Annotated in this window: 18 protein-coding genes and 1 riboswitch; of the genes, 10 read left to right on the top strand and 8 right to left on the bottom strand. The window is 37.0% G+C overall.

What is annotated here, in order from left to right:
• Positions 1-380: 380 nt before the first annotated feature.
• From FG390_RS04875 to FG390_RS04845, 7 genes are all read left to right on the top strand, one after another.
• Entirely contained in the window at positions 381-1,850 is a 1,470-nt protein-coding gene (locus tag FG390_RS04875) for an amino acid permease (protein WP_141189905.1), read from the top strand.
• A 349-nt stretch (positions 1,851-2,199) separates the two neighbouring features.
• Positions 2,200-3,123, top strand: coding sequence for a ketopantoate reductase family protein (locus FG390_RS04870; RefSeq protein ID WP_141189904.1), 924 nt, complete (start codon positions 2,200-2,202; stop codon positions 3,121-3,123).
• Positions 3,124-3,308: 185 nt separating this feature from the next.
• On the top strand, positions 3,309-4,154 hold the full coding sequence (gene ypfJ, locus FG390_RS04865) for a KPN_02809 family neutral zinc metallopeptidase (RefSeq protein WP_141189903.1): 846 nt from the start codon (positions 3,309-3,311) through the stop codon (positions 4,152-4,154).
• 417 nt (positions 4,155-4,571) lie between these two features.
• Positions 4,572-6,230, top strand: coding sequence for a glycoside hydrolase family 13 protein (locus FG390_RS04860; protein WP_141189902.1), 1,659 nt, complete (start codon positions 4,572-4,574; stop codon positions 6,228-6,230).
• Between the two features lie 323 nt (positions 6,231-6,553).
• Complete coding sequence (locus FG390_RS04855) at positions 6,554-7,228, top strand: ribonuclease H family protein (RefSeq protein ID WP_141189901.1); 675 nt, start codon at positions 6,554-6,556, stop codon at positions 7,226-7,228.
• A gap of 159 nt (positions 7,229-7,387) precedes the next feature.
• Positions 7,388-7,498, top strand: a riboswitch (TPP riboswitch).
• 157 nt (positions 7,499-7,655) lie between these two features.
• Positions 7,656-9,437: a phosphomethylpyrimidine synthase ThiC gene (gene thiC, locus FG390_RS04850; RefSeq protein ID WP_141189900.1), complete on the top strand. Its 1,782-nt coding sequence runs from the start codon at positions 7,656-7,658 to the stop codon at positions 9,435-9,437.
• Positions 9,438-9,652: 215 nt separating this feature from the next.
• Positions 9,653-11,620, top strand: a complete 1,968-nt coding sequence (locus FG390_RS04845; RefSeq protein ID WP_141189899.1) for a sucrose-specific PTS transporter subunit IIBC — start codon at positions 9,653-9,655, stop codon at positions 11,618-11,620.
• 60 nt (positions 11,621-11,680) lie between these two features.
• Here FG390_RS04845 and guaC read toward each other — a convergent pair whose 3' ends face one another.
• The 7 genes from guaC to FG390_RS04810 all read right to left on the bottom strand — a co-directional run bounded on the left by guaC (position 11,681) and on the right by FG390_RS04810 (position 19,178).
• Positions 11,681-12,664 carry a GMP reductase gene (gene guaC, locus FG390_RS04840; RefSeq protein WP_141189898.1) on the bottom strand — a complete coding sequence of 328 codons (984 nt, stop codon included), beginning with the start codon at positions 12,662-12,664 and terminating at the stop codon, positions 11,681-11,683.
• A 284-nt stretch (positions 12,665-12,948) separates the two neighbouring features.
• Positions 12,949-13,959 carry an SDR family oxidoreductase gene (locus tag FG390_RS04835; protein ID WP_373681526.1) on the bottom strand — a complete coding sequence of 337 codons (1,011 nt, stop codon included), beginning with the start codon at positions 13,957-13,959 and terminating at the stop codon, positions 12,949-12,951.
• Between the two features lie 236 nt (positions 13,960-14,195).
• The gene (locus tag FG390_RS04830) at positions 14,196-14,825 is read right to left on the bottom strand and encodes a DUF421 domain-containing protein (RefSeq protein ID WP_141189897.1); all 630 of its coding nucleotides are present in this window, start codon (positions 14,823-14,825) and stop codon (positions 14,196-14,198) included.
• Positions 14,826-15,088: 263 nt separating this feature from the next.
• Positions 15,089-16,273: a NupC/NupG family nucleoside CNT transporter gene (locus FG390_RS04825; RefSeq protein WP_141189896.1), complete on the bottom strand. Its 1,185-nt coding sequence runs from the start codon at positions 16,271-16,273 to the stop codon at positions 15,089-15,091.
• Between the two features lie 274 nt (positions 16,274-16,547).
• The gene (locus tag FG390_RS04820) at positions 16,548-17,978 is read right to left on the bottom strand and encodes an FAD/NAD(P)-binding protein (protein ID WP_141189895.1); all 1,431 of its coding nucleotides are present in this window, start codon (positions 17,976-17,978) and stop codon (positions 16,548-16,550) included.
• Positions 17,979-18,431: 453 nt separating this feature from the next.
• The gene (locus FG390_RS04815) at positions 18,432-18,788 is read right to left on the bottom strand and encodes a DUF2512 family protein (RefSeq protein WP_141189894.1); all 357 of its coding nucleotides are present in this window, start codon (positions 18,786-18,788) and stop codon (positions 18,432-18,434) included.
• Between the two features lie 165 nt (positions 18,789-18,953).
• The gene (locus FG390_RS04810; RefSeq protein WP_141189893.1) at positions 18,954-19,178 is read right to left on the bottom strand and encodes a YozQ family protein; all 225 of its coding nucleotides are present in this window, start codon (positions 19,176-19,178) and stop codon (positions 18,954-18,956) included.
• A 391-nt stretch (positions 19,179-19,569) separates the two neighbouring features.
• Between FG390_RS04810 and FG390_RS04805 the strand changes: the two genes are divergently transcribed.
• The 3 genes from FG390_RS04805 to FG390_RS15720 all read left to right on the top strand — a co-directional run bounded on the left by FG390_RS04805 (position 19,570) and on the right by FG390_RS15720 (position 21,700).
• A complete protein-coding gene (locus FG390_RS04805) occupies positions 19,570-20,151 on the top strand; it encodes a TetR/AcrR family transcriptional regulator (protein WP_141189892.1) in 582 nt (193 codons plus the stop codon).
• Between the two features lie 26 nt (positions 20,152-20,177).
• A complete protein-coding gene (locus tag FG390_RS04800; RefSeq protein WP_141189891.1) occupies positions 20,178-21,380 on the top strand; it encodes an MFS transporter in 1,203 nt (400 codons plus the stop codon).
• Positions 21,381-21,529: 149 nt separating this feature from the next.
• Entirely contained in the window at positions 21,530-21,700 is a 171-nt protein-coding gene (locus tag FG390_RS15720; RefSeq protein WP_181406376.1) for a hypothetical protein, read from the top strand.
• A gap of 19 nt (positions 21,701-21,719) precedes the next feature.
• Here the strand turns inward: FG390_RS15720 and FG390_RS04795 are convergent, their stop codons facing one another.
• Positions 21,720-23,045: a hemolysin family protein gene (locus tag FG390_RS04795; RefSeq protein WP_141189890.1), complete on the bottom strand. Its 1,326-nt coding sequence runs from the start codon at positions 23,043-23,045 to the stop codon at positions 21,720-21,722.
• Between the last annotated feature and the right edge of the window lie 396 nt (positions 23,046-23,441).

The raw sequence follows: 23,441 nt of genomic DNA, 5'->3' as shown, positions 1-23,441 counted from the left end.
TCACTTTGAATCCATTTCTCGCGATTTGATTTATTGATGGTGCCGTCGTCATTGTATTTGTTAGGGTTATTCGCTCTACGCTGACGATCTAATCTACACTGTAGGATACGCTTTTTGAGCCCATAGGCCCTTAACTTCACTTTCATGCATGTTTCTATAGAGGATGTCCATACTAAGAGGAAAGATATCTATATAAGAGTGTGTTCAAAAAAGTGCAGAATTAGAGGTAAGAAGATCATAGCGGCGCCGGTTCCTGTGGATCGAGGATCGGAATGTAGGTTTCTACTACATGGAGATCGGAAAAAACATGCTGGAACTCGAGATTCGCCGCTTAACATTTGATGACTTTTTGAACAACCTCTATAAGGAGGACTTTCTCTGTGAGATTTCATCAACTTTTTAAACAAGCTGTGAAGCATCAAAGGGAAAAGCAAATAAAGAAGGGAAATGGACCTCATCTTCCATGGTGGCAGCTTTCATTAATTGGTATAGGCTCTGTTATCGGTGCAGGTTACTTTCTAGGAACAGGCCTTTCAATTCAACTTGCAGGCCCATCTATATTACTTGGCTATCTTGTAGCAGGGATTACGGCTTTCTTTGTTTTTAGTGCTTTATCAGAAATGACGGTGAATGATCCTCAATCAGGCTCTTTTAGAACATATTCAAAGAAAGCTTTCGGTGCTAATTACGGATTTGTCATTGGATGGATGTATTGGTTATCAGGACTACTAATTATGTCGAGTGAAATTGTAGCTTTATCTACTTTTACACAATTTTGGTTTCCTAATGCTCCATTGTGGAGTTTTACTATAATTTATTCACTTCTAGGCTTCGGGATTAACTTGATGGGTGTTCGGAATTTCGGAGCTATCGAGTCCATGTTTGCCATGATCAAGCTATCTACACTATTGGCGTTCATTGTTTTTGGTACTTTATTTTTAGCTGGTTTGATTCATCCAGTGAATGTGTCTGCAATACAACATACATCATTTAGCCAGTTTTTCCCCCTTGGTATAAGAGGATTATGGTCAGCGCTCATTTTTATCTTTTTCTCTTTTGGCGGAATCGAGGTTGTTGGAATTGCATCAGCTGAATTAAAAAATAGACATGAAATTCCGAAAGCGGGTTATGGACTAGTTATCGCACTTGTATCTATGTATCTGTTGTCATTATTTTTTGTGTTGTATCTCATCAACTGGACGCGTATTAATACGGCAACGAGTCCTTTTGTTTCGGCTTTATCCGCCTTTCGATTTCCCTTTATCGAGTCCTTTTTCAATATTATTATTATCAGTGCAGCGTTTTCAACAATGGTTGGAGCTTTATTTTCGATTACCCAAATTCTCGTGGCTCTTGCTGATGATGGAGATGCACCTAAAATGTTGAAAGAAAAAAATAAGCGTGGCGTGGCAACCAAATCCCTGCTCATTACAGGAATAGGTTTAACGGTCTCTATTTTATTTTCCTTTCTATTGCCAAATACATTATATGAATATGTTACAACGGCTGCTGGTGTACTCTTAATTCTCAATTGGGTCAATATCCTTTCATGTCACATTAAACTTCACCCATCCTATATAAATAATGAAGGAACATTTAAAGCCTTTGGTTATCCCTATACTTCCTATCTCGGAATTATTATTATTGCAATAACTGTCTCAGGAGCTTTATTACATCCGAATGAGCGTATTGGCTTATTCATCAGCTTTGGGTTGTTGTTTGTTATTTTTGTATGTAGTAAATTTATTTCTCGAAAAAGGGAACTACCTATGTACCCTTTAACTCGCGAAGGGTTGATACAAGAAATCGCAGAGGAATTTCCTGCTGACAAGGATGACCATAAGAAATAAAAGAAGTGGCTTCATTTATTAAAATATAATTTCGATTAATGCCGTGTTAAAATAGGCTTAATTAATGAAACACGGATAGGTCGGTGGAAGCTTTGGAACATCATCGAATTAATGATTTCATCCCCTATTGCAAGTAACATCGATACGAAGTGGATGATTCATTTTTGTATGAAGGTGATCTAAAAGAATTTGAACCGAATGAGGAAAATCAAACCTATGTTATAACGAATAATGAAGGTAAAGTTAAGGCTGTCACTTCACTAAGGCGAGGTAAAAGGGCTCGTTTAAGAATACTTCATTCCGAAGTTGCATCTGGGGGTGACAGGTACCTTTCAAAGGAGTCTAGAAAATGAAAGTAGCTATTATTGGATTAGGAGCCATTGGATGTACCTTACTTCCTTTTCTAAAAAAAGAAATTCAACCAAATAACTTGCGAATTATCGCAGGAGGCGAGCGAAAAAAAAGGTTAGAAAAACAAGGGATTCTTATTAATGAAGAACACTATAACCTAAATGTGGTTTCTCCTGAAACTATCGTCGATCCGGCTGATTTAGTGATTGTTGCGGTTAAATATAATCAATTGAATCAAGCGATACAAGATATAAAAAACCAGGTAGGGCCAAAAACCATTATTTTGTCCTTAATGAATGGGATCACGAGTGAAGAGGAAATCGCTGAAGTGTATGGGAAAGAAAAAGTCATTTACGGTTTTACGACGATTAATGGTATTTATAAAAATGGTGTGGCCACTTTTTCAGTTGGCGAAAATAAAATTAAATTTGGGATTGATCAACCCGAAGATCAGCAAAACAAAGTCCAACGAGTAAAGGAATTGTTTGATGCATGCCAGATTCCATATGAAATTCCGGATAATATTATTCGTGAACTTTGGCTGAAATTTCTACTTAATGTGAGCGGTAATTCAGTCGCTGGGGTACTTAGAGGAAAACATAAGCATTTTCAGAAGCTTGATTCGGCAAACAAAGCACGAGAATGTATTATGCGAGAAGTCATAGCCCTTTCTAAAGCGATGGGCACTGGGTTAGTCGATGAAGACCTTGAAACCATGAAACCAATCTACTTTAACTACGAGCCAGAGGCCAGAGGCTCAATGGTTCAAGACATACTCTCAAAACGTCCAACAGAAAATGAAATGTTGTGCGGGACAGTGGTCAAGTTAGGAAAAAAATATGGTGTTAGCACACCTGCCACTGAGCTACTGTACTACTTAATAAAAGCCATTGATGATGAAACAAATGGTTTGTTGGATTAATGTCTTCAAGATCAACTGCCCGTAAAAGATCCGATTGGTTCAGCCAACCATCGGTTTCATTCCCAATGCTGTTGTGTTTTAAATCCTTTTAAAATAATACTCTCTTCATCTTCTCGACTAATCACCATGACTTTCGGGTATAGCAAAATTAACTAAGTGTATATACGACCCAAGGAGGAAAGAAGATGAAATGGAGAGGCCGAAAAGGGAGTTCGAATGTAGAGGATCAAAGAGGTAAAGGAATAGGCGGAATAGGTGTTGCAGGCGGAGGACTTGGTTTAATTATTGTCCTTATTGCGACTTTACTTGGAGGAAATCCTGGTGAATTATTGAATAATTTTCAAATCGGAGATTCCGGTAACAATACCTCTTATGTAGAAACGGATCAAGAAAAAGAGTTGTCGCAATTTGTGTCGGTCGTACTTAAAGATACAGAGGACGTATGGAGTGAGGAATTCCGGAAAGAGGGGTTAACCTATAAGAACCCAACCCTTGTTTTGTACTCAGGAAGTGTGAGTACGGCTTGCGGGGCGGCTGGCTCATCGGTAGGGCCTTTTTATTGTCCAGGTGATCAAAAGCTGTATATTGATTTAGGCTTCTATCAAGAGCTTAAAGATAAATTTCAAGCTCCTGGAGATTTTGCGATGGCCTATGTGATAGCTCACGAAGTTGGTCACCATGTTCAAAAACTCTTAGGTACATCGGATCAAGTGATGTCTCAGCGTTCAAAACTAAGTGAAAAAGAATTTAATAAGCTTTCTGTTCGGCTTGAATTACAAGCGGATTATTTTGCCGGGGTTTGGGCTAATCATGCACAAGGGATGGATTTGTTAGAAAAAGGGGATTTGGAGGAAGCTTTGAATGCTGCCACAGCAGTAGGTGATGATACTCTGCAAAAGAAAGCACGGGGATATGCCGTTCCAGAAAGTTTTACTCATGGTACATCCGAACAGAGAAAGCGCTGGTTTTATAAAGGTTTTAAATCTGGGAAAATAGAAGATGGGGATACCTTTAGCGCAGATAATCTGTAAAACTCTTATTAAAATGAACTAAATAAGGAATTAGAGGTTGGCAAAATCGACTCAAGCTTTTGTACGTGTCGTCATTATTCTATTGAATAGAAGTACAAAATGTAATGTTTCATAAAAATGGCCTAGGACATAGTTTTATAGAGTGAATAAAACAGTAGTAGAGGTAAAAAGTTGTTATCATACATACTCTATCTTATAATTAAATAACTACTAACTATTGTAATCACATCCTTGTTGATAATTTCAAAGATACTCCAGAATGAATGGGACTTACTGAGGGGAAAATGACATTGAAGAAGTAAAGGTGAGGGAACAGCCCCAAAAAAGCCCGATAGGTTCAATTAATAATTAGCGAGGGTGAATTCCCTCTGATCGAAGCTTCACTTTATCTAAATAGAGATATAGGGGGAAGATCAATTGAAAAAGGTATGGTGGAAAGAAGCTGTAGCTTATCAAATATACCCGCGTAGTTTTATGGATTCAAACGGGGATGGAATCGGTGACATCCAAGGCGTTATCTCTAAGCTAGATTATTTAAAGGATCTTGGAATCGATGTGATCTGGATTTGTCCCATTTATCGTTCTCCAAATGATGATAACGGTTATGATATAAGTGATTATAAGGGAATATTGCCCGAGTTTGGAACAATGGCTGATTTTGATCAATTATTACAAGAGGTGCATGAACGAGGTATGAAATTAATTATGGATTTAGTGATTAATCATACGTCTGATGAGCATCCTTGGTTCATTGAATCACGATCTTCTAAAAATAACCCATATCGCGATTACTATATTTGGCGACGAGGTAAGAATGGAAAGGAACCAAATAATTGGGAATCAATTTTTGGGGGATCTGCCTGGGAATATGACGAGAAGACAAAAGAATACTTTCTCCATGTCTTTTCAAAGAAACAACCAGACCTCAACTGGGAAAATTCAATTGTTCGCCGTGAATTGTATGGTATGGTGAATGGGTGGTTAGAAAAAGGGATAGATGGTTTTCGTATTGATGCGATTTCTCATATAAAAAAAGTAAAGGGCTTGCCTGATTTACCTAATCCAAAGAAAAAGCGCTATGTACCGTCTTTTGATGGGCACATGAATCGTGAAGGAATTGACGTCTTTCTTGAAGAACTTAAACGTGAAACATTTGACCATTATAATATTATGACCGTAGGAGAAGCGAACGGTGTAAAAGTTGAACAAGCTGAAGAATGGGTTGGTGAAGAAAACGGTTATTTTGATATGATCTTTCAATTTGATCATTTAGGTCTTTGGGGAAAAGGTGCGGGTGGTAAATTAGATATCATAGCTCTCAAAAAGACATTAACAAAATGGCAAAAAGGGCTCGAAAACATTGGATGGAATGCTTTATTTCTTGAAAATCATGACCAGCCGCGATCAGTTTCAACATGGGGAAATAGTGAAAACTATTGGGATATGTCAGCTAAAGCTTTGGCAACACTATATTTCTTAATGCAAGGAACTCCTTTTATTTACCAAGGGCAAGAAATCGGGATGACAAATGTGAAGTTTCCTTCAATCGATGATTATAATGATATTGCTATAAAAAACTTATATCAACATGAAAAAGAAGAAGGTAAATCCCATCAAGAAATTATGGAGATGATTTGGAAAAATGGTCGAGATAATTCAAGAACACCCATACAATGGAATAAGGAGAAAAATGCGGGTTTTACAAAAGGTCAACCTTGGCTAAAAGTCAATCCGAATTATCAAGAGATTAATGTAGCATCAGAAATCAAAGATCCAGAGTCTATCTACCACTTCTACAAGTCGCTTATAAATTTGCGTAAAGAAAATGATACGCTCATCTATGGGAAATACGACCTTATTTTAGATGACCATCAGGACATTTACGCATATATGAGAACACTCGGTAAGGACACGATCGTCATTATAGTCAACCTTTTTGATAAAAAAGTAGAAATAGACTTATCTAAATGTTTATCCTTTGATTCTTTAGAGTGGCTTCTTGGAAATGTTAAAGAGGAACTTATTGAAGAAAATATTTTTCAACCATATGAAGCGAGAGTGTATCGGTTAAAATGATAAAAAACGAGGTTAGATAAAAGGCTGCATCCTATCTAACCTTATTTGATTTTATGCATAATAGATTAGTCAATCTTTTTAGCAAGGTAATATTTTTTAAAGGCATGAGGGCTTAAGTCAATAAATGGATGGATCAATGGCTATAATTGAATATATCAATGTCATTTATAAAACCATCTTAGCGGTTGTTCAAAAAGTCACCAAATGATAAGCTACGAATCTCGGCGCCCGCTTGTTTTTCCGGTCCTCAAAACGGCACCGCCTTGATCTTCTTGCTTCTAATTTGTCACCTTTTTGAACACGCACTATTAAGGAGTTCTATTGTGAATGTTCGAATTGAAATAACCTACAAAACACGAAAAGGAACAGAAACGACCTTTAGTTCTGCGGAGATGCGCGCGGAGAAAGCTCTTTTAATTGCTGAGGATTTGGAAAGAACAGGGAGGGCAAAAAACTTAATTTTTATCGACAGCAATGAAAGTACATGGAGCATGAAGGAATTAAAGAAATATTTGCAGGGTATTCAAACTGAGCCGCATCATGTCACTGCCTATTTTGATGGGGGATTCGATCTAGAGACGAAAAAATCTGGCTTAGGTTGTGTTATTTATTTTGAACAGAACGGCAAATTTTATCGAGTTAGAAAAAATGCCTTAGTGTCCTACCTTGACACGAACAATGAAGCAGAATATGCGGCCTTACATCTTGTAGTAAAGGAATTAGAGAATTTAGGCGTTCATCATTTACCAGTTAAATTTACGGGTGATTCTCTCGTTGTGATTAATCAATTAAGTGGAGAGTGGCCAGTCTTTGAAGAGGAATTGAATAAATGGGCGGACCGAATTGATCGTAAACTAGAGCAACTAGGTATTACACCAGAATATGAACTTGTTCCAAGAAAAAACAATCAAGAAGCTGATAAATTAGCATCGCAAGCATTACGAGAAATAGAAATAACTGGGACGATTGAAATAGATGGAGAAAATAAATTCGATTAACTCTTCAAATGCGTGTTCAAAAAGGTGGCAAACTAGAAGCAAGAAGATCAAGCCAACGCCGAGAATTTGTTGTCTTTTTGAACAACATCTTCAATTAAAAATCTTTAATAAAATAAAAAACTATGATACCATGGCATAGAAAAGAATATATATTTATAAGTGCTCTACTAGGGGAGTCCAATGGATGGACTGAGAAAAGAATGTGAGATTCTTTGACCCTTTGAACCTGATCTGGATTATACCAGCGTAGGGAAGTAGGAAGAAGGCGTCTTTGGGTCTATCTATACGCCACTACTTTTGGGATGATAAATCAGGTTCTGTATATATACAGAACCTTTTTATATTGTCTTCATCTGTTTACTTTAAGGATGAACTGGGCTGTTATAACTCCTAAGATCAGATCAATTTAAAATTAGGAGGAGATTACATGGCAAAGAAAACAGAAGTAAACATTGAGTTGAAATCCCCATTTCAAGGGAGTAAAAAAGTTTATGTAGAAGGACCTAGACCAGATTTAAGGGTCCCAATGCGAGAAATTGAACTAAATAAAACAGTCACTTCATTTGGAGAGGAAATAAATGAACCTGTTCGTGTTTATGATACGAGTGGCCCTTATACAGACCCGAACTACATAGTCGATATTAGAAAGGGATTACCCAATCTCCGCGAAAATTGGATTTTAGAACGTCAGGATGTTGAGGAGTATAGAGGAAGAGAAATAAAACCAGAAGATGATGGATTTCTTAAAGAAAATGAACGGTCGAACATTGAAAGGTTCCCTAATATAAATAAAACACCATTACGGGCGAAAGAAGGTTGTAAGGTCACTCAACTGCACTATGCAAGAAAAGGCAACATTACACCTGAAATGGCATTTATCGCAATACGTGAAAATATGGATCCGGAAGTTGTCCGTGAAGAAGTAGCGAAGGGAAGGGCCATTATTCCTGCAAACATTAATCATCCAGAAAGTGAACCGATGATTATTGGTCGTCGTTTCCATGTCAAAATAAATGCAAATATCGGTAATTCTGTGGTTACTTCTTCTATAGAGCAAGAGGTTGAAAAGATGACGTGGGCGACCCGGTGGGGGACAGATACGATTATGGATCTATCAACAGGTAAAAATATTCATAACACAAGAGAATGGATTATTCGTAATTCGCCTGTCCCTGTTGGAACCGTGCCGATTTATCAAGCTCTTGAAAAAGTGAACGGGGTTGCCGAAAATTTAACGTGGGAAGTTTACCGTGATACGTTAATTGAGCAGGCCGAGCAAGGAGTCGATTACTTTACGATACATGCAGGAGTCTTATTACGTTATATTCCATTGACTGTTAAACGGACGACCGGAATTGTTTCTCGCGGTGGATCCATTATGGCACAATGGTGTTTAGCTCACCATCAGGAGAATTTCTTATATACCCATTTTGAAGATATATGTCAAATTTTAAACCAATACGATATTTCAGTTTCCCTTGGAGACGGGTTGCGCCCTGGATCAATTGCGGATGCAAATGATGAGGCACAATTTGCAGAGCTTGAAACGTTAGGTGAATTAACGGAAGTGGCATGGAAGCACGATGTGCAAGTGATGATCGAAGGACCAGGGCATGTACCTATGCACATGATAAAAGAAAACGTGGATAAGCAAATGGCCATTTGCAAAGAAGCACCATTTTATACCTTAGGCCCATTAACGACAGATATTGCCCCGGGATATGATCATATTACATCCGCCATTGGCGCGGCCACAATAGGATGGTTAGGGACAGCGATGCTCTGTTATGTTACACCAAAAGAGCACCTAGGTTTACCAAATAAAGATGATGTTCGTGAAGGGGTGATAACTTATAAAATTGCCGCTCATGCAGCCGATTTAGCAAAAGGCCATCCGGGGGCTCAAATAAGAGACGATGCGATCTCGAAAGCTCGTTTTGAGTTTCGCTGGAACGATCAATTCAATTTATCCCTTGATCCAGAACGTGCGAGAGAGTTTCATGATGAAACCCTTCCTGCTGAAGGAGCAAAAACCGCACACTTTTGCTCAATGTGCGGTCCTAAATTCTGTTCCATGAGGATTTCTCATGATATTCGAGGCGGAATAGCTAAGGAAAAAGCAAAAGATCAAGAAGTAGCCTCAATAGAAGAAGGCATGACTCAAAAATCAAAAGAATTTATAAAAAATGGCTCTCATATTTACCAATAAGTCGAGCAATAAAGAAAGAATAATAGAGAAAACTTGTGGAGTCTCTCAAAATAGTTTTTGAGAGACTCCATTTTTTTATATACTAACTAAAGATGCGGAATATTGACAAATTTTTTTGATGCATAATTGACACAATTCAAATTAAGAAGGTATATTTAAAATAAAAAACATCTTCAATAAATAAATAGTTAGAACCTTTTGAAGGGACGGTCAGGATGGATCATGCAAAAGTCTCAATAGATATCTTAAATGCATTAAACGGTAGGAAAAATATTCAAGCTATTACTCATTGTGCCACGAGACTGAGACTCATTGTTAAAGATGAGTCGAAAATAGATGATATGACATTAGATCATCATCCTGATATTAAAGGGATATACAGGATTAATGGACAATTTCATATTATTATCGGCCCAGGCGATGTGGATGAGATTTATAATGAATTAATTAAACGGGTAGGTCTCCCTGATATGACAGAAGGCGATCAGATTTTATCTCAAAAAGGAAAAAAAGGAAATATATTTTTACAATTCATGAGTTTAATAGCTGATATTTTTGTACCTATAATCCCTGCATTAATTGCAGGGGGAATGTTGATGGCACTGAATAATGTTTTGACAACAGCGCATCTATTTAGTTCTCAATCTGTCGTTGAAATGTATCCAAGTTTAAAAGGAGTTGCTGGATTCATCCATACATTATCTGCTGCCCCCTATATTTTCTTACCCGTACTTATCGGTTTTTCTGCGACGAGACGTTTTGGCGGGAATCCATATTTGGGAGCTGTGATGGGGATGATCATGATCTCTCCTGACTTAGCAAGCTCTTATAATGTCATCCATACTGCAGCAACAAATCAAGTTGACCATTGGCATATATTTGGCTTAGATGTGGCGAAACAGGGTTATCAGGATTCTGTCTTACCTGTACTAGCGGTTTCCTTTATTTTAGCTAAAATCGAGAAATACTTACATAAACATATTACAAAAGCCCTTGATTTTAATTTTACCCCTATGCTAGCCATTATTTTTACTGGTTTTATGACTTTTTTATTTGTAGGACCTATGATGCGGCATGTGAGCGATAGTTTAACCAATGGATTGACGTGGTTATATGATGTAACGGGTTTCGTAGGTACCTTGGTGTTTGGGTTTTTCTATTCTACAATTGTTATAACAGGACTTCATCAAAGTTTTCCTGCTATTGAAACGCAGTTATTAGCCAATATAGGAAAAACGGGTGGATCTTTTGTATTGCCAATTGCTTCAGTGGCAAACATAGCGCAAGGCGCGGCTTGTCTTGCAGTCGTTTTTATTACCAAAAATAAGAACCAAAAAAGTTTAGCCTCATCTTCAAGTATTACTGCATTATTAGGTATAACAGAGCCGGCCATTTTTGGCGTTAATTTAAAGCTCAAATACCCTTTCTTTTGTGCCATGATAGGGTCAGGAATTGCCTCTATCTTTATTGGCTTATTTCATGTTTTAGCTAACACGATGGGACCTCCAAGTATCCTTGGCTTAATTTGTGTCAATTCAACATCCATTGTCCCATTTCTGATCAGTTTAATCGTCAGTTTTGTTGTAGCTTTTACGTTAACGCTTTTTTATGGTAAACGTGCTGTTGCTCATGAACAGGAACCAATGTTTGAAAATATGAATGAATATGTAGCAGCAGCAAAAGAAGGACAAGATCTAGTAGAACATATTGCTCAGATTGAGACAGTTCAAGATGAATATATCTATGCCCCAATCTCCGGTGAATCAATTAGCATTAAGGATGTAAATGATAAAGTATTTTCGCATGAATTTCTTGGAACAGGAGCTGCCATTATTCCATCAGATGGCGATGTCATTGCACCATGCGATGGGCTTATTACCGTAACATTTAGTACGAATCATGCATTCAGCTTAAAAACAGAACGTGGTGCTGAAATACTTATCCATATAGGGATTGATACAGTCAATTTAAATGGGGCTTATTTTGAAAGATTTGTAGAGAAACATCAATGGGTCAATAAAGGTGATAAGTTATGTCATTTTGATTTAGATAAAATTAGAAAAATGGGGTATGATCCAACGGTCATTGTTGTCATCACAAACACAGAAGATTATGCTTCTGTAGAGAGAACTGCGCTTGGTCGTGTGACAGTAGAGCATAAATTATTAGAGGTAATGGCCTAAAAAATCAATATAAAAGATGAGCAAGCCTCTCACGAAAAGCTTGCTCATCCTAATCTCTTATTAGTAAACGCGGTCACCATTAAAAATCGAATTTTTAACGATCACATAGTCAACATTACGGATAGCTTCCAACTTAGTTCCACCAGCGTACGAAATAGAGGATTGTAAGTCTTGCTCCATTTCTGTTAACGTATCTTGCAAGGCACCTTTATGTTCAACGTACATTTTTTTACCTTCTACATTTTTTCGTTCGCCTTTTTGAAATTCTGATGCTGATCCGAAATATTCTTTATAGAGCTTTCCGTCTTTTTCAATGGTTTCTCCCGGAGATTCTTCATGTCCAGCAAATAATGAGCCAATCATGACCATTGTAGCTCCGAAACGGACGGACTTTGCGATATCACCATGAGTGCGAATTCCTCCGTCAGCAATAATGGGTTTACTTGCTGCTTTGGCACACCAACGCAGAGCCGCAAGTTGCCATCCACCCGTTCCAAATCCAGTTTTAATCTTCGTAATGCAGACCTTTCCAGGACCTATGCCAACTTTTGTCGCATCGGCACCAGCATATTCCAATTCTCTCACTGCTTCAGGCGTTCCGACATTCCCAGCTATAACAAAACTATCTGGTAAAAGCCTTTTGATATGCTGGATCATTTGAATGACCGCATTAGAGTGTCCATGGGCTATGTCGATCGTAATATATTCGGGTAGTAGATTATCACCGGCTAATTGCTCAATAAATTCGTATTCCTCAGCTTTAACGCCAACACTAATCGACGCGAATAATCCGCGTTCTTGCATATTTTTAATAAAATCAATCCGTTTTTCAGGTTGAAAACGATGCATGATATAGAAGTAACCATTTTCGGCTAAATAGAGAGCGATTTTTTCATCAATTATCGTTTGCATATTGGCTGGAACAACGGGTAATTTAAACGTATATTTTCCTAAGGTTACGGTTGTATCACATTCAGAACGGCTATTTACAATACATTTTGCGGGAATTAATTGAATATCTTCATAATCAAATACATTATCCATGATTTATTCTCCTAAAAACGAATATTATTAATGGTGTTTGATATAATTGTTCGTACATAGGTACTTTACATGATCTTTATCAGGATGTCAAAGTTTTTCATATTTATGTACGTTAAAGTGACTTTTGAACACGCACTTAAAGGTTAATTAATCTCTTTTAATTTGCTCAATAAAAGAAGAAATGATCAAATAAAAAACGTCACGTTTAAAATGACGTTTTTCACTAAAATTCGTTTTTCGTGCTTATTTATAAAGGAGCAAGATTAATAAATTAACACATTATCTTAACTTTTTCGTTTAGTCATAGCCCACAGTGAAGCACCAATACCAGCAAGTGCAAGGGTTGACAGCACTGGATTCTCTGTTGCTTTAACATACAGACTCCGTTTTCTCATCCACCCTTTATTCGTTCCTCTTTCATGTAGCCCATAGCCAGCATGGTACAACGCGCTTTCCTCAGGAGGATTTGAAGGCTCGTCACTATGTTGGGTACGGTACATCGTAAGCTCCATGAATTTATCTGTAAATCGCGGAGCAAAACGTCCAAGCATGGCTAAAAATTTAGCTTGAGAACCTACATACATATCCCTTTTTGGATGCTCTGCACAAAATAGAATGGCTTCAGCTACGGCTTCAGGCGGATAAATCATTGACATATAATGCGCTGGCTGCTTATTTAAATAACTTCTTGCGTGTTCATTATATGGCGTATCGATTCTTCCCGGATGAATAAGTGTAACGGATACGGGGGTGTTTTCCTTTTCTAATTCCATTCTGATACTTTCTGTCCATCCATGTAAAGCAAACTTGGCGGAAGCATAAGTCGATTGGATAACCGTTCCTCTATCTCCAAAAAAGCTACCAATATTAATGAGGGCACCAGGGACTCCTCTTTCTTTAAAGTGCTTTACGGCAGCTCTAGTTCCGTATACAACACCCCAAAAGTTGGTATCATACATCCGTTTCATATCATCAATCGTCACATCCATCGCTTGGCCAAAAATCGAGATTCCTGCATTGTTCACCCATGTATCAAAACGTCCAAATTCATTTATTGCTGCTTTTGCAATTTTGTTTACATCTTCTTCGCGACCAACATCTGCTTTGACCCAGATAGCTGAGCAGCCCTTTCCATTTAACTCCTTCACTAATTGTTTAAGTGCTTCTTCATTTCTCGCCGCAGCGACAACTTTGGCTCCTTTTGAAGCGGCCATCCTTGCCGTGACAAGACCTATTCCACTTGACGCCCCTGTAATAACGATGACTTGATCTTCTAATTTTTTTAAGGTCATCATCTTTCTTTGATCTTTTAACTTTTTCAAATTCTCTGATGTGGAATTTTTTAGAGCGATGACTTTTTCGTCCAGTCTGATTGATTTATCATCCATAGTGAGCTCCTCCTTATTTTTTCACTATCTATGATTTTTTCACTATCTATGATTTTTTTATATCCTGACTTTCTAGTAATTACCCCATTTATATGAAAAGATGCAGATAAATGGATTTTGTTCTCGATTTGAAATGCTTAAATTTAATATGTAAAGAGGCGTAACTTATTTTTGTGATACTCCGCAAAAAAGATATCTTCCACTTTCTCGATACCCTGCTTTTTAATCTGTGCATGAAGCCAGTCTTCATCTTTCCCGATATCTTCTAATCCCTCTTCATAGATTTCACCATCAGAGATGACCATGTATGATTGATCTTCATCATCCGTTTTAATAACGGTTAACTGGCCATTTTGTTCTATTTGTGCTTTTTTTAAAGAACTGACCGAACTGATTTCCTTCATTCGTAGCATGGTGGTAAAGGTTTGAGTGGATAATTTTGCTTTCATAAAATTTTCAGGGATGACTTTCCCATTTCTCACAACAATGATACGTTCTCCATCGATGAACCGTTTAATGAATCTATTTTTGAGTTTTAAGAAGCGAATAAACCAATTGAGGAATGCCCAAATAAATAGGACAATAACAAATTGTACAATTGTGATTTGGGGGCTATAGATAATACCACCTACGATACCACCTAATACATAATTTTGAATTTGATCGGCAGCAGACATTGGTGCCAAATTTCCTTTACCAGATAAATTCATAAAAAGGATTAAACATAAGAAACCTAGTGACAATTTAATGGTAATTAATATATAAGATTCCATAGTTTTACGCCTTTCTCGTACTTTATTTAACTCACTTTTTTTATTATTCTTTGCTATTCTCAATGAATTTATAATTTGTATTAAAAAAGAGGGTCGTTTCCTGAAGAAGTTTGAAAGGATGAATTTCATTTAAGCCAATCTGTAAATACATCCAATTTGACAATTAAGATAAATACCAAAACTAAACGACTTGAACCCTATGGAATATAGAGTTAAAGCCGTTTAAATTATTTTTATTTTATTAAAATCATGCGAGGGGATTGTTAATAAATTAAGCCAACCATTATAGCCGTTAAGAAACTCACTAATGTAGCCCCATAAACCAGCTTGAGGCCAAACCTTGCTACCACGTTTCCTTTTTCTGCATTTAAACTTTTTACAGCTCCTGCGATAATGCCAATAGATGAAAAATTGGCAAATGAAACAAGAAAGACAGAAACAATGGCATTTGTTCTCTCAGAGAAGTGAAAATGGCCTTGTGATAAATTTGTCATGGCGACAAATTCATTAGTAACCAGTTTGGTCGCCATAATACTTCCTGCATCAACAGCGCTATTCCAAGGTACCCCCATTAAGAAGGCAATGGGAGCAAAGATGTATCCCATGACTTCTTGAAAAGTGATGCCGAATATTGCATTGAATAAAGCATTAATCATGGCAATAATTGCAACAAATCCGATCAGCATCGCAGCAACAGTAAAGGCCACTCTGAAACCATCCATAATATATTCACCAAGAACTTCAAAGAAGGATTGTTTCTTTTCATTTTCTTCTATTTTAATTTCGTCTTCTTCTTTTGAGACTGTATATGGATTAATAATGGAAGCAATAATAAATCCTCCAAATAGATTTAAAACTATCGCCGTGACAACATACTCAGGTTTTATCAAAACCATATAAGACCCAACAATGGACATAGAAACAGTTGACATGGCTGATGCACATAATGTGTAGAGGCGATGTGAAGGCAATTTTCCGAGCTGTCTTTTAACTGAAATGAATACCTCAGATTGTCCCAAAATCGCTGAAGCCACACCATTGTATGATTCAAGTTTTCCCATGCCATTGATTTTACTTAAAACATAACCGATACTGCTGATAATAATAGGCAGGATTCTCCAATGTTGTAGGATGCCAATTAGGGCAGAAATAAAAATGATAGGTAGCAGGACACTCATAAAAAAGGACATTTGTTGGTTATTGACCAACCCGCCAAAAACAAAATCAACCCCTTGTCCCGCAAATTTCAAAAGTTCTCCAAATCCATTGGCTATGCCTTTAATCAACCAATTACCTGCATCAGTTCTCAATAATATAAATCCAAGAAGAAATTGGATGATGATCATCACGATGATGGGACGAATTTTAATCCTTCTTTTGTTGTTACTAACGAGCCAAGCTAAAAACAATGTAACGAATAAACCGATAATTCCTATTAAATAATTCATGATTCCTCCTTATAAAGAACTCCTTCTTTTCTATGTTTTCCCTTTTTTGTCCAAAATTATTTTATTAGGAGATATGAAAAAATGAGTTCAGTCAATTTTTTATCCTAGCATACGGATAATTCCTTTGCAATTTGTCATTGATTAAACAGAATAATTATGAAAAAGGCACCCGCTTAGATAGAATTTTCATAGTACAACCATTGATAAAAGAAAAATTGACATAAAGAAACCAGTGTTTCTATAAAACACTGGTGCATTATGAGTTTTTATAAAATTATAATTTACTTGTGACTTTCGGCCACTCACCAACAAATTCAACTTCATCATAGTCAAAGTAGTCTATCAGATTTTTTTCTCGATCATCAAGGAAGAGTTCCTCAGCAATAGCTGACGCAAGTCTCGGAATAGCAAACCGCATACCTGATAGCGCCGAAGCAGAAAGACCACAGCTAATCAAAGCTGAATAGTTGAATGCAAATAGTCCATGTAAGAGTTTTTTCCCTTCTTCATCACGACTTAAGAAAGCAAAGCCAGGGCTGAGATAAGGGTGTGCATCAAGGACAGGATTGAATACCTCTTCTGGTGCACGATAACGGTCGCCCCACCTAGCAATATGACTTTCGACAAGTGAGAGCTCTGGTCTTAGAGCCGGGTCAGTCAAAAGACCGGTGCTAATAATAAGAAAATCAAAAGTGAATTTTCCTTGTGGTGTCGTCACCACAGCAGCTCCTTCACTGGTTGCTTCAACATCAAGCCAAGGAGAGGCTAAGTGTAAATGGAAGCCCGGCCATTGAGACGCACGACCGAAGGTATCATTCGTCGGTGGTTGATTATGCTTAAAGAAATGAGACATCGCAGCATACTTATCCGCATCTGATAACACATGAAAGTGTTCAATCATTCCGGATGATTCCATTTGTCTAATGGGATTAATCCGAGGCATTTCTTTCCGGCGGAGAAAGACATGAGCTTCAGTTGCACCTTCTGTAAGAGCAAAATTGGCATTGTCAAAAGCGGAAGCTCCACCGCCTAATACAGCGACCTTTTTGCCTTTTAATGCCTCGAAATCAATGGCTTCCGATGTGTGGGCATAGAGATGACGGGGACACTTTTCTGAAATCATGGTTGGAACATGCCATTCACCTCCACCTTGAATACCGGTAGCTAAGACGACTTTTCGTGCTAACAAGGTCTTGGATGGTGCTCCAGCCCCTTCGATATGAAGTCGATGAATACCTTCTTCTGTTGGTTCGATCAGCTTAAGTTTTACCTCATTAATAACAGGAAGGCCTAGAACTTGACGATACCATCTGAGATAGTTCATCCAATCGCCTCGTGGAATTTTGTCAATGGCTTCCCAGCCTTCAGCTCCAACTTGAGCTTCCCACCAAGAACGGAAAGTGAGGGAAGGTATACCTTGATCAATCGAAGTGAGTTGTTTTGGTGTTCGAAGTGTGACCATACGAGCATAAGTTTCCCAAGGACCTTCTAAACCTTCTTTATTTTCATCAATGACAAGGATATTGGATATGCGTTCACGTAACAAACCGAAAGCGGTTCCTAAACCACTTTGACCGCCACCGACAATGATTACATCGTAGACGTGCCCATTTGGATGATCTACAGGACGTACCCAGTCTGGTCCCCCAAAAGCGAGATAGGAAAGATCGGTTTTTACTCGTTTATTCAAAGCTTCTAAACTCATGGTTGTCATTCCTTTCGCCGAACATGATTCTTAGAAATGTTTTTGCACTCTTTTATAAAAAGGATTCCTATTATATACATTTGAAGATTAACGATGATCTTCCATAAAAGATTGAAGGCACAATTGACATATTTGGTTGTGTCTATATTTTAACATTTTTCAGTCATTTGATTATATGTATAATGTAACTAAACTTCCTATTTATGATTGTTAAATATCACTAATTCAAAGATGGATATATATCAAGAGTCTTCTTTTGTGAATCGTACAACCCATGGGAAAGAAAAAACTGACCACTCCCCATGACTGAAGTCAAGAGAAGTGATCAGTGATGAGGTTTTCAGTAATTGGTCGGTGTTGAGGATCTTAGGAGATTATAAAAAGCACGGGAATAGGAACAAACACATCATATAATGAGATAGTTTTATTTGTACACTGGTCTAATTTGAATCATCAAGATGGGGACTTTTGGGTTTTACCAGTAGAAATCAGGTATCTGTGACTAAAGTATTCAACTACACCAAGTAAAAGTCCGATGAGAATGGCTCCAAAGAACGTAACTGTATCTCCCCACATCATATTGGAAAGAAAATAGACAATCAGAACAGATGCGACAAAATCGGCTCCTACGCTGATCCATAAAGTGCCTCGTTTTAATAGAGCATATTCCATAGCTACACCGACAACGGCAAGGACTAACCCGACAATGATGGCTTGCCCGATAAAATCATAGTTGACGCCAGGAAATAAATACATTGAAATAATAACTGCAACTGGACAAGCGATGATTTTTAATAAAAAACTAGTCAATTTATACCTCCCTTACTTGCAGATTAGGTTATCCCAAAACGAAAAAATATATTCTCCATCGAAATGGGCTAGGGATAAGGTGTGGAAATTGAAAGAAAAACCGGTTTTAGGATAATCAAGTTAATGCACTCTTTATAGGTTACTTAAATTAAAAAGAAGTCGTACTTAAACACTCCCTTTATTCAAACCTTTACGTTTTAAAGGAATATCCTTTCCGTCAACATCTTCCATAATACCGTCAATGGTACCTTCTACAAACGTATCATTAACCTGCTCATGAGTGGTTGCCAATCCTTTTTCTAATTCAGAATGACTCTTATAGTCATTTACGTCGTATGATTTTTTCGCAACTTCAGAACTCTTTGTTTCCTTTTGATTGTCTAAATTCAACAAAAAACCCTCCTATTTTAATACAGTTTCTTTTAATTATCACCAGTATTACTCAAATTATGTTCGCCAAGTTTCAAATTAATGTTTGGTTCTTTTATTTAAATATCACCAATTTACTCAAATTTTGTTTTCAAATTTACTCGCAGATGTTGGTTTGGAATTGGATGAATTGTATTGAATCCGACCAACCACCGACATTTAATCAAAAAACAAGTGTCCCAAATGAAAAACATTTTAGGCATGCCACATGATAGACTCGACGGCACTGACAAAGCAGTAATTTATCTCATAAGAAAGATGAACGAAAAGTTACCGATTTTCTCACTTGCTTATATTTATTTAATTTGCTAGTATAACTAACGAACGTTCGTTAGATTTAGAGGTGGTTTTATTGAAAAGCAACGAAATTAAGAAGGCAGGGTTAAAATATTTTACAATTCATGGTTATGAAGGAGCCTCCCTCTCTCAAATAGCTGAAGAAGTCGGCATAAAAAAGCAATCTATTTACGCTCATTTTAAAGGAAAGGATGATCTTTTTCTGCAAGTTTTACGTGATGCGAAAGAGGCTGATCTATCTTCAAAACTCGAATATTTCAGTAAAATTGATTCGCGAAATCCAGAAAAAGATTTATATGGATTTTTACAATTGGTCATCGATCTTTTCCAAAAAAATGAGCAGTTAAAGTTTTGGCTACGTATGTCTTTTTTTCCGCCAGCTCATCTTGCAGAGGCAATCGACAAGGAAGTATTCGATATTGAGGAGAAAGTACAGGCGATACTCGAAAGTAAATTTCAGGATTGGATCGATGCTAAAGTCATCGTCGAAGAGGTAGCAAAAACGCCGACCCTCGCCTTTCTCGGAATAGTCGATTCTATTATGCTAGAACTTGTATACGGCAATGATGAGAAACGGCTAAAAGATAAACTAGAAGCTTCTTGGACAGTATTTTGGAGAGGAATTTCACATCCATGATTCTCTATAGAAAAAGGTGTTGATATATGAAGAAAAACATCAAAGACCAAAAGATGGTCTTTATTATTCTTCTAAGCAATCTATTCATTGCATTTCTAGGAATTGGTCTTATCATGCCCGTTATGCCGTCTTTTATGAATATCATGCATTTATCAGGAAAAACGATGGGCTACCTTGTTGCCGTATTTGCAGTGGCACAACTACTTATGTCACCACTCGCAGGACGTTGGGTTGACCGTTACGGCAGAAAGAAAACCATAATAACCGGCTTATTCCTTTTTGGTGTTTCTGAACTCATCTTTGGTTTAGGAACGAATGTATCGGTGCTTTATATATCAAGGGTTCTAGGGGGTTTTAGCGCTGCCTTTATTATGCCAGGCGTTACGGCATATGTTGCAGATATTACATCAGTTCAGGAACGGTCAAAAGCGATGGGCTATATTTCTGCCGCCATTAGCACGGGCTTTATTATAGGACCTGGCATCGGCGGTTTTATTGCAGAATACAGTGTACGCATGCCCTTCTTCTTTGCGGCATTTATTGCCTTTTTAGCATGCATTTCATCACTATTTATATTAAAAGAGCCGCTAACAAAGGAACTGCTTACCGAAATCTCTGCTCATACAAAGCCAAACTTTGTAAGCGATTTAAAGAGGTCACTTAACCCGCTTTACTTTATTGCATTTATCATTGTATTTGTACTCGCTTTCGGTTTATCAGCCTATGAAACTATTTTTAGCTTATTTTCTGATCATAAATTCGGCTACACGTCGCAGGATATTGCCGCCATTATTACAATAAGTTCAATCTTCGGCGTTGTTGTGCAAATATTTATGTTTGGAAGAATGGTAGATATACTCGGTGAAAAGAAACTGATCCAAATATGTTTAATTACAGGTGCAATATTGGCAGTGGTGTCCACCGTGGTCTCTAGCTTTTTGGCAATACTGGCGGTAACTTGTTTCATCTTCCTCGCTTTTGACTTGCTTCGTCCAGCATTGACAACATTTTTATCGAAAGTTGCCGGGAAAGAGCAAGGGTTTGTTGCTGGAATGAACTCAACCTACACGAGCTTAGGTAATATCGTTGGGCCAGCAATGGGCGGAATACTATTTGACGTAAACATCCACTATCCGTATCTTTTCGCTGCTGTCATTATGGTCATTGGCCTTAGTATTACAGTTATCTGGAGAGAAAAACAATTGGCAGAAAACTCAGATGAATATTAAAGTTAGATTTCCTTGTAAGCTAGATAATTAAATAATTTAGGATACATCAAGAATCTTGCATTGGTTATATGAATAAAAGGTTATTTGATGACACTGAACAGGAGTTACAATACGACAACTCTCGTTGGAAAGAGCATAGGGGCAAAAGAATGGAAGAAACAAATAAATATGGCATGTTGACAACATGGATTGCTATTTTATTTATGCTCGATGGTTGGATAGAGTATTATTATTTCTCCTTGGAGTTTGCAACTTGGTTTACACAAAAAAGTGCTATTAGTATGGTCGTAAAGGGGAAAAGTCTCAAAAATATATTTTGAGACTTTTTACCATCACTATTTATTTGTTTATTTTGGATTCAGCATGTTCATGAACTTTGGACACTTCAATACGTTTGATATGGTGTTCTTCCCTGGCAATAATTTTAAAATTGAATGCATCTATTTGAATACTTTCGCCAACTTGAATATCATAATTTTCCGTTAATATCCACCCACCAATCGTATCCATATCTGAGCTATCAATGTTCGTACCTAATAGTTCATTAACCTCATCAATAAGCACTTTTGAGTCTAATAAATAATGTTCACTATTTATTTTTTGTATCATTGTTACTTCATTGGCATCGAACTCATCTTGAATTTCTCCAACAATTTCTTCTAATATATCTTCAACCGTTACAAGCCCAGATGTTCCGCCATATTCATCCATTAAAATGGCCATTTGAATACGTTGTTTTTGCATTTTTATTAATAAATCGTGAATTGGCATGGTTTCAATGACTTGAATAACTGGTTTTAGGTAAGAATTAATTGCTCTATTTATCAAACGTTGCTCGTAAGCAAAATCTGTTAATACTTCTTTGACGTTAATTAAACCTATAATTTCATCTTTATTATTATTGGAAGTAACGGGGTAGCGTGTATATTGTTCTGACTTCACAATTTTAAGAAGATCTTCGATTGTATCATCATCTGAAACGGTGACGATCTCAGTTCTTGGCACCATAATTTCTTTTGCCACACGATCATCAAATTCAAATATATTATTTACATATTTAAACTCAGCTTGATTAATTTCTCCACGTTCATAACTTTCAGAAAGAAGGAGACGTAATTCTTCTTCTGAGTGTGCTTTTTCATGTTCAGAAGCTTGTTTTAATCCAAAAAATTTGGTTAACATGCGAGAAGATCCATTTAATAAACGTATGAACGGAAACATGATTTTGTAAAACCAAATAAGAGGAGTTGAAAAAAGCAACGTAACTTTCTCAGCTTGTTGAATGGCTAATGTTTTGGGGGCTAATTCTCCGACAACAACATGCAGATATGTCATGATAAAAAAAGCAACTCCAAAGGATAATATAGAAGAAACAGAACCATTGAAGTTTAGAAGGTTAAATAAGGGATGTAATAATCTTTCTATTGTAGGTTCTCCTAACCAACCTAATCCCATGGCTGTAACTGTAATTCCTAATTGACATGCCGATAAATATTCATCAAGATGAGTGATTACTTTTTGTGCAGCCAAAGCACGTTTGTTTCCTTCTGCTACGAGTTGTTCTATTTTTGAACGTCTAACCTTAACGATGGCAAACTCGGCTGCCACAAAAAAAGCTGTTAATGCTATTAAAATAAAGATAATTAATATTTTTGTCAGATCCAATTAGTTTCCTTTTCCCGATAATAGGGAAAGGAGGCCACCTCCTAAATTTTTTTAAAATTACTTAGGTTTAAGTATAGCATATTAATCATTTGTTTTTAGCTTCGGTACTTTGTCGACTAAACATTACACTGTAACATTAAGTATCAGAAGGAGGATGAAAATCCCTTGTAGATCCTGACAACTATCTAACTCGAAAAGTGATAGTTTCTTATCTTTGAACTAAAGCCCTTTGTCCAATAGAACAAGGGGTTTAGACTTTTTTTACTAGTGAATTTTCTTTCTTCTTAATTCAGGACACATGAAATTTTATCAAGAATGTGGAACCAAAAATGAATAGTTATAAATATTCACATCTTATAATAACCGGTATATAATAGTATTACACTTAACATTTGA

Source organism: Terrilactibacillus laevilacticus, assembly GCF_006517395.1.
Taxonomy (GTDB): domain Bacteria; phylum Bacillota; class Bacilli; order Bacillales; family Sporolactobacillaceae; genus Terrilactibacillus; species Terrilactibacillus laevilacticus.
This window is presented reverse-complemented; position numbering and strand designations above follow the sequence as displayed.